Source organism: Blautia sp. CAG:237, assembly GCF_000436615.1.
GTDB lineage: Bacteria > Bacillota > Clostridia > Lachnospirales > Lachnospiraceae > Blautia_A > Blautia_A intestinihominis.
Window position 1 is genome coordinate 24,150 of the sequence record NZ_FR886743.1, and the last position, 15,936, is coordinate 40,085.

General features: G+C 45.6%; 14 protein-coding genes. All 14 read right to left on the minus strand.

The features are described 5' to 3' along the window. Positions 1 to 4 precede the first annotated feature (4 nt). On the minus strand, positions 5 to 466 hold the full coding sequence (gene rpiB / locus QZL69_RS08555) for a ribose 5-phosphate isomerase B (protein ID WP_022214797.1): 462 nt from the start codon (positions 464 to 466) through the stop codon (positions 5 to 7). Further along, positions 463 to 1,527: an L-threonylcarbamoyladenylate synthase gene (locus tag QZL69_RS08560; RefSeq protein WP_022214798.1), complete on the minus strand. Its 1,065-nt coding sequence runs from the start codon at positions 1,525 to 1,527 to the stop codon at positions 463 to 465. The genes rpiB and QZL69_RS08560 overlap by 4 nt, the downstream gene beginning before the upstream one ends. Positions 1,528 to 1,686: 159 nt before the next feature. Continuing rightward, complete coding sequence (locus QZL69_RS08565; protein ID WP_022214799.1) at positions 1,687 to 3,936, minus strand: DUF2298 domain-containing protein; 2,250 nt, start codon at positions 3,934 to 3,936, stop codon at positions 1,687 to 1,689. Further along, the gene (locus QZL69_RS08570) at positions 3,926 to 5,917 is read right to left on the minus strand and encodes a hypothetical protein (protein ID WP_022214800.1); all 1,992 of its coding nucleotides are present in this window, start codon (positions 5,915 to 5,917) and stop codon (positions 3,926 to 3,928) included. Before QZL69_RS08570 ends, QZL69_RS08565 begins: the two co-directional genes overlap by 11 nt. 119 nt (positions 5,918 to 6,036) lie before the next feature. Further along, positions 6,037 to 6,744, minus strand: coding sequence for an N-acetylmuramoyl-L-alanine amidase (locus tag QZL69_RS08575; RefSeq protein ID WP_319638473.1), 708 nt, complete (start codon positions 6,742 to 6,744; stop codon positions 6,037 to 6,039). Positions 6,745 to 6,847: 103 nt separating this feature from the next. Next, positions 6,848 to 7,579: an RNA polymerase sporulation sigma factor SigE gene (gene sigE, locus QZL69_RS08580; protein ID WP_022214802.1), complete on the minus strand. Its 732-nt coding sequence runs from the start codon at positions 7,577 to 7,579 to the stop codon at positions 6,848 to 6,850. A 12-nt stretch (positions 7,580 to 7,591) separates the two neighbouring features. Continuing rightward, positions 7,592 to 8,443: a sigma-E processing peptidase SpoIIGA gene (locus tag QZL69_RS08585; protein WP_022214803.1), complete on the minus strand. Its 852-nt coding sequence runs from the start codon at positions 8,441 to 8,443 to the stop codon at positions 7,592 to 7,594. 246 nt (positions 8,444 to 8,689) lie between these two features. Then, positions 8,690 to 10,651 carry a threonine--tRNA ligase gene (gene thrS / locus QZL69_RS08590; protein ID WP_022214804.1) on the minus strand — a complete coding sequence of 654 codons (1,962 nt, stop codon included), beginning with the start codon at positions 10,649 to 10,651 and terminating at the stop codon, positions 8,690 to 8,692. A 415-nt stretch (positions 10,652 to 11,066) separates the two neighbouring features. Next, positions 11,067 to 12,461: an aldehyde dehydrogenase family protein gene (locus QZL69_RS08595; RefSeq protein ID WP_022214805.1), complete on the minus strand. Its 1,395-nt coding sequence runs from the start codon at positions 12,459 to 12,461 to the stop codon at positions 11,067 to 11,069. 120 nt (positions 12,462 to 12,581) lie between these two features. Beyond that, positions 12,582 to 12,860: a BMC domain-containing protein gene (locus QZL69_RS08600; protein ID WP_022214806.1), complete on the minus strand. Its 279-nt coding sequence runs from the start codon at positions 12,858 to 12,860 to the stop codon at positions 12,582 to 12,584. A 22-nt stretch (positions 12,861 to 12,882) separates the two neighbouring features. Beyond that, on the minus strand, positions 12,883 to 13,947 hold the full coding sequence (locus QZL69_RS08605) for a galactitol-1-phosphate 5-dehydrogenase (protein ID WP_022214807.1): 1,065 nt from the start codon (positions 13,945 to 13,947) through the stop codon (positions 12,883 to 12,885). A gap of 33 nt (positions 13,948 to 13,980) precedes the next feature. Next, entirely contained in the window at positions 13,981 to 14,631 is a 651-nt protein-coding gene (deoC, locus tag QZL69_RS08610; protein ID WP_334290848.1) for a deoxyribose-phosphate aldolase, read from the minus strand. A 171-nt stretch (positions 14,632 to 14,802) separates the two neighbouring features. Then, complete coding sequence (gene tpiA / locus QZL69_RS08615; protein ID WP_022214809.1) at positions 14,803 to 15,591, minus strand: triose-phosphate isomerase; 789 nt, start codon at positions 15,589 to 15,591, stop codon at positions 14,803 to 14,805. Between the two features lie 120 nt (positions 15,592 to 15,711). Next, positions 15,712 to 15,936 (minus strand): HPr family phosphocarrier protein, encoded by a 225-nt coding sequence (locus QZL69_RS08620; protein WP_022214810.1) that lies wholly within the window; start codon positions 15,934 to 15,936, stop codon positions 15,712 to 15,714.

Here is a 15,936-nt window from a genome sequence, read left to right on the forward strand (position 1 = left end):
CGATTTATACTTCCGGATTCACATCCACGATATCTGTATCTTCTTCCATCTGTTTGATCCTGCGGATATGACGTTCCTCCTCAGAAAACGGAGTGTTCAGGAAAGTATCTACGATCTTGACCGCAAGTCCCGGGCCTACAACTCTTCCACCCATTGCAAGGATGTTTGCATTATTGTGAAGTCTTGTTGCCTCTGCACTGAAGCAGTCAGAACACAGTGCTGCACGGATTCCCTTGAATTTATTTGCTGTGATGGAAATACCGATTCCGGTTCCACAGATAAGGATTCCCTTATCACAGTCACCACTCTGGACAGCGATTGCCACTCGCTTTGCATAGATTGGATAATCTGTAGATTCCAGACTGTCACATCCGAAATCTGTATATTCCAGATTATGCTCCTCCAGATATTTGATGATCTCCTGTTTCAGTTCGTAACCGCCATGGTCACATCCTAATGCTATCATTTCTCTTCCTCCTGTGTCTTGATAATTTTGTGTCCGGCCGCCTTGAGAAGCCGGTTCATGATTGCCTGACCCATCCTTGGTGTATAGAAAGCTTCTGAATAGATCACATTGACCTGCGCCTCATCAAAATCTCTCAGTACCCCATAAAGATGGTGTGCAATCGTCTCTTCTTCTTCTCTGCTGCCTATGCTTAAAACCAGTCCGTCTGCGTACTGATCTTTCGTCTCGTCTGTCGCGATAATTCCTGTCTTCAGCCCGGTTGATGCCGCTTCACGGGTCAGACGGTTGATGCAGGCGATCACCTCATCCTGCGGTCCTTCTACAATGGACAGATCTGCCTTCGGTGCATAATGCCGATACTTCATTCCGGGTGCTTTCGGATGTACACTGCTGTCAGTGATCAGAAGACCTCTGTCCATACGGACATCCCCCAGTGTATCCTTAAGCATCTCAAGCGAAATATAGCCAGGTCTTAAGACTACCGGTACATCCTCGGTGAAATCAACGATCGTAGATTCCAGACCGATACCGACCTGTCCCCCGTCAATAATCATCTCAATCGCATCACCCAGGTCCTCCTCGACATGCTCTGCCATCGTAGGACTCGGTCTGCCTGAAGTATTCGCGCTCGGTGCTGCCACAAAACCACCGGCAGCTTTAATCAGTTCCTGTGCAATACGGTCGCTCGGGAAACGTACTGCCACACTATCAAGCCCTCCCGTAGTCTCCTTCGGCACAATATCTGCTTTTGGCAGGATCATGGTCAGCGGTCCCGGCCAGTATTTCTCTGCAAGGATACGTGCGCCCTTAGGAATCTCTGTCGTGATTTTTGCCAGATCGTCGATGTCTGCGATATGCACGATCAGCGGATTATCGGAAGGTCTGCCCTTCGCCGCATAAATCTTCATGGATGCTTTCGGATCCAGGGCGTTGCCGCCAAGTCCGTAAACTGTTTCCGTAGGAAAAGCGACAAGACCGCCCTCCTTTAATATCTTTCCTGCTTTTTGTATGGCTTCCATATCCAGATGCTCTGCATCCATTGCCACAACTTCCGCTTTCATTTCTGTATGTCCTCTCATTCTGTTTCGTTACTGTCCACTCCGTTCAGTTTTACTGAAGGATGTAGATTTTTCCATGATTTTCTCATGTGCTCTATTATAGTAGATTTCTGTGAAATGTACAACAGGCGATTTTGACGCATAATCATCTGATTTATAGGGTTATTTCTCAATCTTCACAATATAGGTCTCATAATCCGGATCCTGATATACGATCTCACCAAGGCTTTCCAGCCCTGCATTATTAAGGTTCTCGCCATATTTTTCTCTCTCACAGGAGCCTACAAAGATATAGGAAATATCATATTTCTCAATCAGCTCCTGAACTCTCGCAGTGTCTGTCGAAGTGTAGATAGTCTCGATTTCGCCGGATTTCTCATTCAGGTCAGCTACGTCATTTCGCCACAGCCATTCATGTACATACCATCCCATGACTGTCGGAAGACCGGTCATAGCGGAAACTCGTTCGTATTCAGAATAGCTGTCGCCGTTTGCCTCCAGCACTACCGGGGAACCTTCGATGTTTTCTTTGAGCCATTTGATCGCACCGACATCCTCAACATAATCTGTCTCCAGGAAAGCCGTCGCATTCAGTCCTTTATACTGGGATGGATCCAAAACCTGTCCAAACCAGGAATTTACGCTTCTTCCAAAATATCCGCAGGTCCACAGAAGAAGAACCAGCCCGATCGCTGCGATCGCTTTGAGAATCTTTTTGCGATTCACGATCAGCAGGCGGAAAATCACGTATGCCATCGTCATTCCAAACATGATATACGCCTGATAAGTCAGCTTGAACATGGTGTTCGCACGGGCATTTCCGTTCTCATAAATATCACGGACATAAACCAGTTCCGGGATCGCCACAAGTCCGATCGCACACAGTCCCATAATTACCGCAAACAGGTCCGGCGTGCGGACTGCTTTCATCAGCCGGTACAGAGATTTATGCTCCAGTCCTTTGAGTTTCTCCACGATCAGCGAAATTACAAATACAAGCGTCAGAACTGTCGGAAGTCCCCACAGGATCAGAAGCTGGTGTGGAAGGGAGTGATTCTGTGCCAGTCTCACGCCCTGCACCATTGTTGTAAACTGTAAAGTAAACGGCAGGATGATCACTGTCGCAATGGCAAAGATCTCGACTGCCTGTGCTGCTGTCACTGCAGCGATCCGCCTGATATCACCCTTAAGGCAGATAATATTCATAAACAGAACCGTTCCGCCGGTCACAACATAATAGATAACGAAATCCCAGTAGTTTGTCCAGTGGAACATTCCAAGGAGCATTGCCGCTGCAAGGATCTGCGGCATCAGAAGCTGCTTCATCCAGAATTTCTTCCGGCCCTGTTTTTCCACAGACGGTGTCGTATTCCGTACTTTCTTCATCCATGCATACAGAAGTCCCAGAAGAAGCAGGACAAACATAATATTTACCACATGTGCATGGAGATCTCCTAATACAAATGAATAGCACGGAAATTCATGGATCGTCTTATCCGGCACATCCGGATTAAATCCAATATAGCGTGTCGCATCCGGAAACCAGTAGCTGCTCACTTCCTCGCCCTTTAATTTCTGGATCAGCGGAATAATCTGTGCATAGACAACATAATGCATATTTCCTGCAATGGAAACTGCCAGACCTGCAAGGAAGCCTGTGATGGACGGAAGATTCTTCTTCCATCCTGAAACTCTGCCCTGCATGTCCAGAGTCATCTGGTGTACCAGCGAAAACGGAAGTACAAAAGCAAACGCTGCCACAAAAGTACGCATCAGATTGTATGTGAGTTCTACTTTCGTTCCGGAAAGCTTCGTCAGAAATACGGCGAAATACTGACCGCCATAATAATAGTTGATCTTGCCCTGGGAATACCAGAGATCGGTTGCCGGAAGTGTCTTGCTTCGCATCATGGCTTCCATGAAACCATAGTCCATAAATTTCTCTGTCCCGTGTGCTGCCGGATGAAATCCTGCCAGATAGGTCCACAGAAGAAATACGGCAAAAAACAGAATCTCCTCTGCATAAACAAGATCCAGATTTTCGATCGGCAGGCAGTCATATCCCTGTCTCCGCTGTCTTTCATACAGAAAAATGCAGACAACGCCAAATGCCGCCGTAATTCCCACACAGGTAACAGTCGTGAATTTCAGTATTCTGACGGATACCAGAAACCATGTCAGGAATCCTGTGATCGTGATGGAAACAACCTTTGAAAACATCCATCCCTTATCCGCAAATCCCCGGAACAGCCGTCCTGTAACCGCCATTCCCACAATCCCCAGTACTCCTGCAAGCAGATACCAGGTCCAGAATGTCCACACATCTCCTTTGAGAAGGAACGCAGACAGCGCCACAAGAAAGGCTGCCGGTATGACTCTTATTATTGTTTTTTTAATCATTTCAGGTTTCATAAATTCTTATTCTCCCATCCTCTGACTGGTATACAAGACGAAATGCCTCTGCAATCGTATCTTCTCTGCATTCCGTTTCTTCAAACGTCATTCCATCTTCGAATAAAATATAGGTGATTTTCTCCTGCTTTACAAGTTTTTTCACAGTATTTTCATCAGTTGAACTGTAAATTGTTTTTGCGATGTCCGCGCGTCTGTATGTGTCATAACCCGCTGACCATGCATAATACGGCCATCCCATATACATCATGACACCCGCCATTGTCACCTCATTGATGCTGTATTCCGGTGTCAGGATCAGATCTTCACTCGTCAGATTCTCTGCCAGCCAGTCTGTCAGTGCACTGTTCAGATTTACCGACACCCTTCTTCCCGGGCCATTGTCCCTGACAATGATCACAAAATCATAGATACCGGTGATCGTCAGGCAGATGGCGAGTACAACTGCTGCCAGTTTCCGCCAGATCCCCTTCTGGAACAGTTTCACAAATGCCCATCCCCAGAACATTGCCACAAATGCGTAGGAGATCATAATATATTTCTGGTTTACCGCAATATCCGGTGTCAGCGAAATACAAAATGCGAAAATCAACGGAAAGAGAAAACTTGTCAGAAGCACTCTCTGTCTGCGGTCTTTCAGAAAATACAGAAGTACCAGTGCGCCAAGAAAAAAAACTCCGCTCATCTGCAAAAGGAACCACAGTACCCCGTGCAGTGATTTATCCTCTGCCAGAAATCCCCAGTAAAACGAAGTACTTACCGCATCGCCCCAGATAAAAACTTTCGCCTGAAGCTCTGCAAAAACAACTGCTGCTATGGCAGTCACAAGATAATCAAGCTTTCCGTCGGAGAACGCCGCAAATCCAAACAGGATCAGAAGTCCTCCGATCACAGCCGCTCCATTCCAGAAAGAAGTCAGCCCCAGCATCATACCTGCCATTAATGCATTTTCGAGGTTACGGCTTTTCCATGCCTCCCTGCTGAATATTCTTCCGGTCAGCCAGTTCCAGCCTTTCTCCTCATGTGCACAGCCTGCGTCCACCCAGTCCAGAAACATCCACAGAGCCAGTGTAACGATCAGAAGTCCAAATGCCAGGTGTCTCTGATTCAGATAAACATTAAAATTCCAGAGTCCCCAGTTTTCATTTGGCGTATAACCGATAAAGTTCATATTATTCCTGAACGTTTCCATAAGATCCCCTGCCTGAAGATGCTCCAGCACAAAATGAAAGAACGTCAGTGCACTTCGAAAGAAGAAAAAAACGATCGTCATTACAGAAGCTGCAAAACTTCCGGTAATCCGCAGTGCCAGATTATAAAGCATCATCAGAAATGCCAGTAATGCCAGAATACTGACGATATTATAGGCAAAATCCAGCCGCAGTCCAAGGAATTCCAGATTTCCTACAAGAAACTGAAACATAAAATGATATTTTACATCCTGACCGCCAAAATGTGGATACTGCGTTGGAAAATTGTTTCCAAGAGAGAAAGACCTCATCATCGCTGTATGCGGTGCATAGTCTCCATAAACCGTATAGCCGGAATAAAGGACACCGTCTTTTATGTAAAAAACATAGAACATGATCCATGTAAGAAATACAGCAAGGATCACAAGCAAAATCAGTTCCTTCCGGAATTGTTTCTTATCGTGGATCAGAGCCTGTTCATATTCTGACAGAATCGAATTCTCTTTTCGATAACGTCTGCCGTACAGAAGGGCCAGAAAAACAGCCGCTCCTGCCATCACTGCCAGATTTCCATAAATAAGTGGTTTCTCCGCTCCAAGTGCGCTTGCCGCCCAGGAAATCATATAAGTGATCCATCCAAGGATCAAAAGTCCGGTTCCCAGGGCTCCGGAAGCCAGAATCCAGAACTGATTTGTACGGGTACTCTTATTCCTGTTTCCAGAGACGAAAAACATGCCTGCCACTTCTTTTCCGATCAATATTGCCAGCAGACAGTAAATAATTCCTAACATATCCTATTCCTCCGGGATCGTACTTTCTGTATCATAATTCCTGTATTTTATCCTGCACTTACTTTTCTTACGATCCTCTAGTCAGTATAACAGAATACGAAATCAATAGCAAAAAAGTTTTATACTTTTCGCAAATATGTCACAATTCCATCTGTCAGTGCATCCGCTACTTTCTCCTGATATTCTTCTGTCTGGAGAAGATCTGCTTCATCTGGATTGGTCAGGAATCCGCACTCTGCGATCACCAGTACTCCTTTGCTTCTTTTGAGGAGATAGTAGCTCGTATTTCCTTTGATCTCCCGTGGCCGTTCAACTTCAAGTGTCGTATTCAGACTTTCCTGCAGATCTGCTGCCAGTTCTTTCCCTTCACCGGACGTTTCATAATAAAAGACCTGCGGTCCCTTTACGCTGGGATCATGGTAGCTGTTCTGGTGGATGCTCACAGTCAGCACAGGTGCAGTTTCATCAATCAGTGCGATCCTTCTCTGCATATCCTGGGCTTTTTTGTTCTGGGCTGAATCATCGTAGAGTCCCTGATCCGATTCTCTTGTCAGAACAACTGTATAACCTTTTTCTTCCAGTTTTTCCCTGAGAAGAAGGCTCACTGACAGGTTGATTCCTTTTTCTTCCAGTCCGTCTATACCGATCATGCCAGGGTCACTTCCGCCATGTCCAGGATCCAGTACGATTACATTCCCTTTCTGTTCTGCCTCTTCGGAATTCATCCAGACAGACACCGTCGCAGCCTGTCTGGACAGAAAATAAAAACATATCAGCAAAAAGCACGCCATTATCAGTTCCATTACACATTTTTTCAAAAAGAACACACCCTTTTGCATATTCTCTTTATGTATATGCCCGGGTGCGCTCTCTTATAAACAGAATCTGTTACTGTCCGCTTCGTTCACAGTAACTGTGTGTATTGCATCTTTATTCATATTTTACGATCTCTTTCTTCAGCCTCTTCATGATCCGTTTCTCAAGTCTGGAAATGTAGGACTGGGAGATTCCAAGAAGATCTGCAACTTCTTTCTGGGTCTTTTCCTTGCCTTCTGCATTGTTGAGGCCAAAACGCAGTTTGATGATCATCTGCTCCCGCGGAGAAAGCTTGTTGATCGCCTTTCCGAGAAGTTTGATCTCCACTTCATCCTCCATCCTGCGTGAGATCACATCATCGTCTGTTCCCAGAATATCCGAAAGAAGAAGTTCATTTCCATCCCAGTCCACATTCAGCGGCTCATCAATGGAAACTTCCATCCTGGTCTTGCTGTTCCTGCGAAGGTACATCAGAATCTCATTCTCAATACATCTGGAAGCATAGGTTGCAAGTTTGATATTTTTGACCGGATTAAACGTATTGATTGCTTTGATAAGACCTATGGTACCGATCGAGATCAGATCCTCCACACCTACTCCTGTGTTATCAAATTTCTTGGCGATATAGACAACCAGCCTTAAATTATGTTCAATCAGGATTGCCTTGGCTTCCTGGTGCTGATCTGTATCCAGCTTGCTGATCACATATGCTTCTCTCCTCGGTTCCAATGGTGCCGGGAGGACATCGCTGCCTCCGATATAATAAACTTCTCTCGGTCTCGTAAGTACCAGTCTCTGAAAAAACTGAAACGGATTATAATCCACGCCTGCTGCTGATCTTGTCATAATCTGCCCCTCCTAACGCAATAATCTGGAATTCAACAATAGCTTATATTCCTTGCCCAAAGCGGAGGATTCAAATGTCAGAGCAAAAACCGGTTCTGCTATATGAATCACATCTCCGGGAGTATGGATGCACAGATCGTCTAATCTCACAGCAAGAAATGTCTGTGGGTCTTTTCCCACTGTCTTAAGTAACAGATAGTGTGGTTTCAGACCTGCGATCTCTGTGCTTTTCAGGTTCTCCGGATCTCCATTGAGGTTCTTCAGTGCCTCTGCATGTTCCTTCGGCAAAATCTTCGCAAGAAGTTCTGCCTCCATGATCGATACCGGCTTGCCGCTTATTGGATCTTCCAGCAGGTTTCCACTGTCATAAAGTCCGTAAGCCGACTGCACTCTGCCCTGATAGCCAAACGTCACCGGATAAATATTCCGTCTGCCCGCCCGGATCGAGTCCGCTGCAAAAAGAAATGCACTGCTGCCTGTGTACACCACAAACACGCATAACAGAAAAACTTTGATCGTAAGTGTTCTCTCTCTTGAAACAGCTTCCCAGAATCCACCACATAAGAACGCAGTCAGGTACAACATCAGAAATGCTTTGAGGAGCAATGCTCCCTTCTGGATCTTAAGCCCGATCCGAAGCATCACCAGTGCACAGAATCCATGGAGTGCCACTGTCAGTACAGGAGTGTTTTCCGAAGGAATACAGAGGATCAGGCAGGAACCAAATGCGCCCAGAGCAGCCGCCGCAAAGCATCGTCTGCGCCCCGCACGACACCGCAGGAACCATCCCACCAGACGGAGGAGAAGATAATCCATCAAAAGATTTGCCGCAAACACAACGTCTATGTAGATCTCCTGATACATAAATCCAAACCTCCCCAAAGAAAAAAGCCCTCTGAACCTGTATAAATCCTTCACTTTGGTAAGTGAGCTAATTATAGTGGACAAAGGGCGCAGATTTTGTCAAAACAGGGAGACAGATTCACAGAACTTCTCGTGCCTTATCGACAGAATAGAAACGTTTTTGCATCATAATGAAATTTTCGTAGAAAAAACAAAAAGAAAGAGAGGACTTCGCATCCTCTCTTTCGATAAAACATTTGTTATTTATTATTTTTTCTCTTCCTGAACTTCGATCTTGCGGATCGTTTTGTTCTTGATCTCTTCTTTGATCGCGCTCATGAAATCTCCGAGGTCTTTCATTCCTTCATCGCCAAGGTAACGGCTTCTTACGGAAACTTTGCCCTCTTCCTCTTCTTTTGCACCAACAACGAGCATGTATGGAACTCTCTCAAGACGAGCTTCACGGATCTTGTATCCCATCTTCTCAGAACGTCTGTCAACGGAGCAGCGGATTCCTTCTTCTTTCATCTGTGCTTCTACTTTGTCAGCATAAGCGTTGAATTTCTCGGAAATCGGGATCACACGAACCTGCTCCGGACACAGCCATGTCGGGAACATTCCTGCGTATTTTTCGATCAGCCATGCAAGTGTTCTTTCATAGCATCCCATGGATGTACGATGAATGATACACGGACGTTTTTTGTCACCGTTTTCGTCGATGTAGTACATATCAAACTGTTCAGCAAGAAGTGCATCCCACTGGATTGTGATCATGGTATCTTCTTTTCCATATACGTTCTTTGCATTGATGTCGACTTTTGGTCCGTAGAAAGCTGCTTCTCCGACATCCTCTGTGAATGGGATGTTCAGTTCTTCGAGCATCTGACGAATATCTTCTTCTGTCTCATTCCATACTTCCGGATCACCGATGTATTTTTCTCTGTTGTTCGGATCCCATTTGGACAGATGGTAGGTTACATCCTCCTCAACTCCAAGTACCTGCAGGCAGTACTGTGCAAGTGCGATACAGTCTTTGAATTCTTTTACCATCTGGTCTGGTCTTACGATCAGATGTCCCTCAGAGATTGTAAACTGACGAACTCGTGTCAGGCCGTGCATCTCACCGGAATCCTCGTTACGGAACAGTGTGGATGTCTCGCCGTAACGCAGCGGCAGATCACGGTAGCTGTGCTGTTCTGCTTTGTATACATAGTACTGGAACGGGCAGGTCATCGGACGAAGTGCAAATACTTCTTTGTCTGTCTCTTCATCACCGAGAACGAACATTCCGTCTTTGTAATGATCCCAGTGTCCGGAGATCTTGTAGAGATCGCTCTTTGCCATCAGAGGAGTCTTGGTTCTTACATAGCCACGTTTTGTCTCCTCATCTTCAATCCATCTCTGCAGTTCCTGCATCATGATAACACCGTTTGGCATGATAAGCGGAAGTCCCTGACCGATCACATCTACAGTTGTGAAGATCTTCATCTCACGACCAAGTTTGTTGTGGTCACGTTTCTTTGCTTCTTCCATCTGCTCCAGATGTTCTTTGAGCTCATCCTTTGTAGCGTATGCTGTTCCATAGATACGTGTCAGCATAGCGTTTTTCTCGCTGCCTCTCCAGTATGCGCTGGAAGAAGAAAGAAGTTTGAATGCTTTGACAGGTTTTACGCTCATCAAGTGCGGTCCTGCACAGAGGTCTGTCCAGTCTCCCTGTGAATAGAAGGAGATTTCTGCATCTTCCGGAAGGTCTTCGATCAGTTCTACTTTGTAAGGTTCGTTTTTCTCTTTGAAGTATGCGATCGCATCTTCTCTGGATTTGGTGAAACGTTCGATCTTTGCGCCTTTTTTGATGATCTTCTTCATTTCTTTTTCGATCGTATCAAGGTCCTCACGGGAGAATGGCTCGTGATCGAAATCATAATAAAATCCTGTATCAATAGAAGGTCCGATGGCAACTTTGGCTTCCGGATATAAGTTCTGTACTGCCTGTGCAAGTACATGGGAAGCTGTATGACGAAGAACAGCAAGTCCCTTCTCGTCCTTAGCTGTCAGAATGTTCAGTTCGCAGTCGCTGTCAAGAACTGTACGGAGGTCTACAACCTCTCCGTTTACTTCTCCTGCACATGCTGCGCGTGCCAGTCCTTCGCTGATGTCATAAGCGATGTCAATTATGGATTTTGCTTCGGAATATTCTTTTTTGGATCCGTCTTTCAGTGTGATAATCATAGTTTTGAACTCCTTTTGTGTTTGAATAAATCTGTAAGTTTTTTCCACAGGGACGAGCTGACTTCTGATTCATTTGATAAATAAAAAAGTCCCTTACAATACATCTCTGCACTGTAAGGGACGAATATGATCATAGCATACGATACTCGCGGTTCCACCCTGCTTGCTGTAACTGTCATACGGCAGTCTCAGCCACTCTTATAAGATGATAACGGAATCACCGGACCGGATTAGGGCCACTCGGAGATGGTCTTCGACTGCTTCCAGCTGAAATACTCTCAGCAAATATATTCCTCTCTGGAGCCTTCCACAGTTTACTCTTCTCGTCAACGTGTTTCTTATTTATTCTGTAGTTCATTATATCCGCACGTTTTCCGTTTGTCAATGGGTGATTTTGTTTTTTGGTAAGACCAATTTAAATAACGCGGAGTCCGCCATCTGCCAGCATGCAGCGTCTTCTTCTGGTGAAGCTTCTTGCACAGGTCAGGCCTTCACCGGTTGGTCCTGCAATTGTCATAGTCGTATGACCTTCACCGCCGATTCCGACACCGACAAGCGTTGCTGCATTTTTGGTAAAGATGGTTGTTTCGATTTCTTTTGCAAATCTTGTCATATGGTCTACGTTCTTGGAGAACATGGATGCTGTGTGGCGGTTTCCGTTTTCTGCAACTACAGCATATTTTACACAGTCCTCAAAAGTCTTGCAGCGGACGATCGGCATGATCGGCATCAGCTGTTCTACAAGTACAAATGGATGATCATGCGGTACTTCACAGAGAACCAGCCTGGTGTCTGCATCTTTGATTCCGATGCTTTCAAGAATCAGAGAAGCGTCCTTGCCGACCCATTTCTTGTTTACGGAATATTTGCCGTCTTTTTCCAGGAAAATAACTTTGAGAAGCTGCTCTGTCTCCTGCGGAGTGATCAGGTGTGCACCGCAGGCACACATCTTGCGGATCAGCTCATCTGCCACATTGTCCATAACGAAGGTTTCTTTTTCTGCCAGACACAGAAGGTTATTATCAAAGGATGCCCCTCTGTAAATCTCAGATGCTGCTTTGTCAAGATCAGCAGTGTCATCTACTACAACCGGAGGATTTCCGGCTCCTGCACCGATGGTCTTTTTGCCGGATTTAAGAAGTGCATTTACCATTCCCATGCCTCCGGTACCAACCATCAGACGGATCTTCGGGCTGGCAGTCAGTTTGTTGACTGCTTCCATATCCGGCTTTCTCTGCATGGTGATGAGGTTTGCAGGACCTCCGTTCTCTACGATTGTTTTGTGCAGGATCTGCAGGCAGACAGCGCAGACTTTCTTTGCGCCCGGATGTACGTTGAATACAACAGCATTTCCGCCGCCGATCATGCTGATGGTGTTATTGATGATGGTTTCTGTCGGATTTGTAGACGGTGTAATTGCACCGATAACGCCAAACGGAGCCTGTTCTTCGATCATAAGACCGGAATCACCGGAAATCGCATCTGTTACAAGACATTCCACACCCGGTGTCTTGTCGATAACGGCAAGGTTCTTGGTGATCTTATCCTCATAACGTCCCATACCGGTCTCTTCGTGGATCATTTTTGCGAACATCGGGGCATTTTCTCTTGCCACAACACGGATTGCCTCGATAATGCGGCGTCTGTCTTCTACTTTGTAATTCATGTACCAGTCTCTCTGTGCGATGTATGCGGCATCGATTGCATCGTTTACGTCCTCAAATACACCCTGGTCACTCTTACAGGAAATATCCAGATTTGTTTTCATCAGAACTTCTCTGACTATGTTTTTGATCATGATCTCATCCATGGATCGTTTTCTCCTTTCTTTATTCTGTTAAAAACGCCTCTGTCCGGAATATCCAGGCAGAGGCATTTAAAACTGCTTGACGTAGCGGCCGCTCATGTATCGCGGTCTTTCTTTATTTGATTATTTTACAGTAGGAAGAATTTTTTCTACGTCAGTGTGCGGCCTTGGGATTACGTGAGTTGCTACTAACTCACCAAGTCTGGATGCAGCTGCGCTTCCGCTCTCTACGGCTGATTTAACAGCTCCTACATCTCCACGAACCATAACTGTTACCAGTCCGGATCCGATTTTTTCTGTTCCGACAAGTGCAACGTTAGCTGCTTTACACATCTGGTCTGCTGCTTCGATCGCTGCTGTAAGTCCTCTGGTTTCTACCATTCCTAATGCTTCCTGTGTCATGATGATCTCCTCCTAATCTCTCTTACATTTCCGGTTTGAATAATACTTTTGTGAACACTTCTGTTCTGTTGAACATCATTTCAAATACTTCTTTGCAGTCCTCCAGACGAACACGATGTGTGATCAGTGGATTTACATTCATCTGACCTGTGCTCATGAATTCAAGTCCGCTCTTCCACTCGTTGATCGGCAGTGGATTGATAGAAGAGTTCCAGCTTCCATGGATGGTAAGCTCACCACGAAGGATAGCCTGGATTACTTTGTTTGGATAAGTTACGTCGTCGTATGTAATACCGCCGTATACAACTTCACCGTTCTTCTTGCAGGATGCTACCGCCTGAACGTGTGTGATCTTGTTTCCGGCAAATTCAATTGCGATATCTACGCCTTCACCGCCTGTCAGTTCTTTGATCGCTGCCACAGCGTCTGTCTTCATTCCGTTTACGCCAGCTGTTGCGCCAAGACGTTTTGCAAGTGCAAGTTTATCGTCTGCAACATCTACTGCGATAACCTTTGTGCAGCCAAGTGCACGGAGCCACTGAACACAGATAAATCCGATTGCGCCAAGTCCGAAAACTGCTGCTGTCTTGCCAGCTTCCATACGGCATTTACGAACTGCGTGGAGACCAACAGATACAGGGTCTGTGAAGGAACCTTCTTCATAATCTACGTTGTCCGGTAATTTCAGGCAGTTTGCAGATTCTACAACTACATATTCTGCCATGGCACCATCTCTTCTTGATCCATAGTAATCATAGTGATCGCAGAGGTGGGACTGTCCAACTTTACAGTACTGGCATTCGCCGCACGGGATCAGAGGCATAACGGAAACTCTGTCACCTACTGTCAGGTTATTCTTTACTTTATCGCCGCAGTCTACGATCTGGCCTGCAAATTCATGTCCGATCGTTGTTGGGAAATGGTAAGTTCCTTTTACCATTACCCGCGGAATATCAGATCCGCAAACACCGCAGCTTTTTACTTTGATCAGTACCTGTGTATCTTTCTCAATATGAGGAACGTCTACCTCCACACATCTGATATCTTTTGGAGCAAATAAACGAACCGCTCTCATTTTCTGTGCCATTTATATGCCATCTCCTTTTCTTACTTATACTTATTAGTATGTACTTTTGCTTGTCTCACCTTTTGCAATTGCAACTCCGGCACTTGTTCCCAGTCTGTTTGCACCTGCTGCGATCATTGCCTTTGCATCTTCCGGTCCTCTGACACCGCCGGATGCTTTCACTCCCATATCCGGTCCTACAGTCTTTCTCATCAGTGCAACGTCCTCAACAGTTGCTCCACCTGTGGAGAATCCTGTAGATGTCTTAACAAAGTCTGCACCGGCTTCTTTGGCAATCTGGCAAACCTGAACTTTTTCTTCGTCTGTCAGAAGGCAGGTTTCGATGATAACTTTGACGATGGCTCTTCCATGAACGGCAGTTACAAGATCAGCGATATCTTTCTTTACGAACTGCCAGTTTCCAGATTTGATCTTGCCGACATTTACTACCATATCTACTTCATTGGCACCGTTTTCTATTGCTTCGTTTGCTTCAAAAATTTTGGATTTTGTGGTAGTTGCTCCCAGAGGAAAACCGATTACTGTACACACTTTTACCCCGCTTCCACGAAGCTCCTCATAGCATAATGGAACATAACATGGGTTTACGCACACAGAACAAAAATGATATTCCTTTGCCTCCTGGCATAATTTTTTGATCTGTTCTTCACTTGCATTCTGTTTCAGCAGTGTGTGGTCGATCATTCCGGCTACGCTTCCGGCTGTATTAAAGGATGCACTGACTCCGCCCTGATTCTGCATAGTTTTCAGAATCTCCGTCGTAATCTTACTGACTAACTGTTCCATCTCCATAGCTTATTCCTCACTTTCCATTTGTAATTGCTTGTATATGGTAAACTCCCTTCTGCAAGGGTCTTACTCTCGTTTACTTACTTCGATGATCTTTCGGAATTTCTCCGGTTTCAGGCTGGCTCCTCCGATCAGGAATCCATCTACTCCCGGGCGGCTTCCAATGTCTGCGGCATTCTTCTCATTGACACTTCCACCATACAGAAGCGGGATATCGCTTCCGGTGAGTTCCGAAAGAACTGCCTTAAGATATCTGTGTGTTTCTGTGATTTCTTCCGTAGAAGCACTTACACCGGTTCCGATCGCCCAGATTGGTTCATATGCGATCTGTATGTATGGAATCCTGTCTGTCGAAAGTCCCTCCAGGTCTTTCTCAAGCTGTTTTCTTAATACATTCTTCCACTGTCCGCTCTTTCTCTCTTCCAGATTTTCACCGATGCAGAGCATTACGGAAAATCCTTCTTTGAGTGCCGCCTGTATTTTCTTCTGAATCTCTTCATCCGTTTCGTTGTAGTAGCTGCGGCGTTCGGAATGTCCCACCAGCAGACAGTCACAGCCGAGTTCTTTAATCATGGGAAGAGAAATCTCTCCTGTATATGCCCCGCTTTCCTTATAGTGGAAATTCTGCGGTCCATAGATAATCCCTCTCTTACGGAACTCTCCTGCAAGAACTGCCAGGGTTGTATACGGCGGAAAGATCATTACCTTACCGTCGACCGGTCCCAGTTTCTCCAGAAATTCCATACCTTCTCTGACCGTCATATTCATCTTCCAGTTTCCTGCAACGATCAGGGATCGGTTCATATATCTGGCTACTGTCTCCCGGATGATCTGGTCCAGATTCTTCTGTTCCATAGATCCTCCTTCCTGCCTTCCAAAAGCAGGCAATTTTGTATTCACCTTTTGCATTAGTTTACAAATGTTCCTGCGTTTATATCATTTGTAACTTCTGTGCTTATCTTAGCACAAAGGTTCTTACATGTCAACTGCCCATTTGTCCAACTTCTTCAAAAAATCCTCATCTTCAGTAACTACTTTGACTGGCTGATCGTAGTCCAGTGCCATCAGGCCAAGAATTGACTTCGCATCTGCGATCTGGTTATGATCCGTATGCACACCTACATCACTCCTGCATTTGCATGCAAGGTTCATAAAGTCTCTTAAGTCATTTGCCTCTGTCAGTTTGATTAATCGGTACAT

Bases quoted from the DNA above. Each gene is read 5' to 3' on its own strand.
- sigE (WP_022214802.1), bottom strand. From the start codon at position 7,579: ATGACAAGATCAGCAGCAGGCGTGGATTATAATCCGTTTCAGTTTTTT.
- rpiB (WP_022214797.1), bottom strand. From the start codon at position 466: ATGATAGCATTAGGATGTGACCATGGCGGTTACGAACTGAAACAGGAG.
- QZL69_RS08595 (WP_022214805.1), bottom strand. From the start codon at position 12,461: ATGGATGAGATCATGATCAAAAACATAGTCAGAGAAGTTCTGATGAAA.
- QZL69_RS08570 (WP_022214800.1), bottom strand. From the start codon at position 5,917: ATGTTAGGAATTATTTACTGTCTGCTGGCAATATTGATCGGAAAAGAA.
- deoC (WP_334290848.1), bottom strand. From the start codon at position 14,631: ATGATCGACCACACACTGCTGAAACAGAATGCAAGTGAAGAACAGATC.
- QZL69_RS08600 (WP_022214806.1), bottom strand. From the start codon at position 12,860: ATGACACAGGAAGCATTAGGAATGGTAGAAACCAGAGGACTTACAGCA.
- QZL69_RS08605 (WP_022214807.1), bottom strand. From the start codon at position 13,947: ATGGCACAGAAAATGAGAGCGGTTCGTTTATTTGCTCCAAAAGATATC.
- QZL69_RS08560 (WP_022214798.1), bottom strand. From the start codon at position 1,527: ATGAAAGCGGAAGTTGTGGCAATGGATGCAGAGCATCTGGATATGGAA.
- thrS (WP_022214804.1), bottom strand. From the start codon at position 10,651: ATGATTATCACACTGAAAGACGGATCCAAAAAAGAATATTCCGAAGCA.
- QZL69_RS08585 (WP_022214803.1), bottom strand. From the start codon at position 8,443: ATGTATCAGGAGATCTACATAGACGTTGTGTTTGCGGCAAATCTTTTG.
- QZL69_RS08620 (WP_022214810.1), bottom strand. From the start codon at position 15,936: ATGTACCGATTAATCAAACTGACAGAGGCAAATGACTTAAGAGACTTT.
- tpiA (WP_022214809.1), bottom strand. From the start codon at position 15,591: ATGGAACAGAAGAATCTGGACCAGATCATCCGGGAGACAGTAGCCAGA.
- QZL69_RS08565 (WP_022214799.1), bottom strand. From the start codon at position 3,936: ATGAAACCTGAAATGATTAAAAAAACAATAATAAGAGTCATACCGGCA.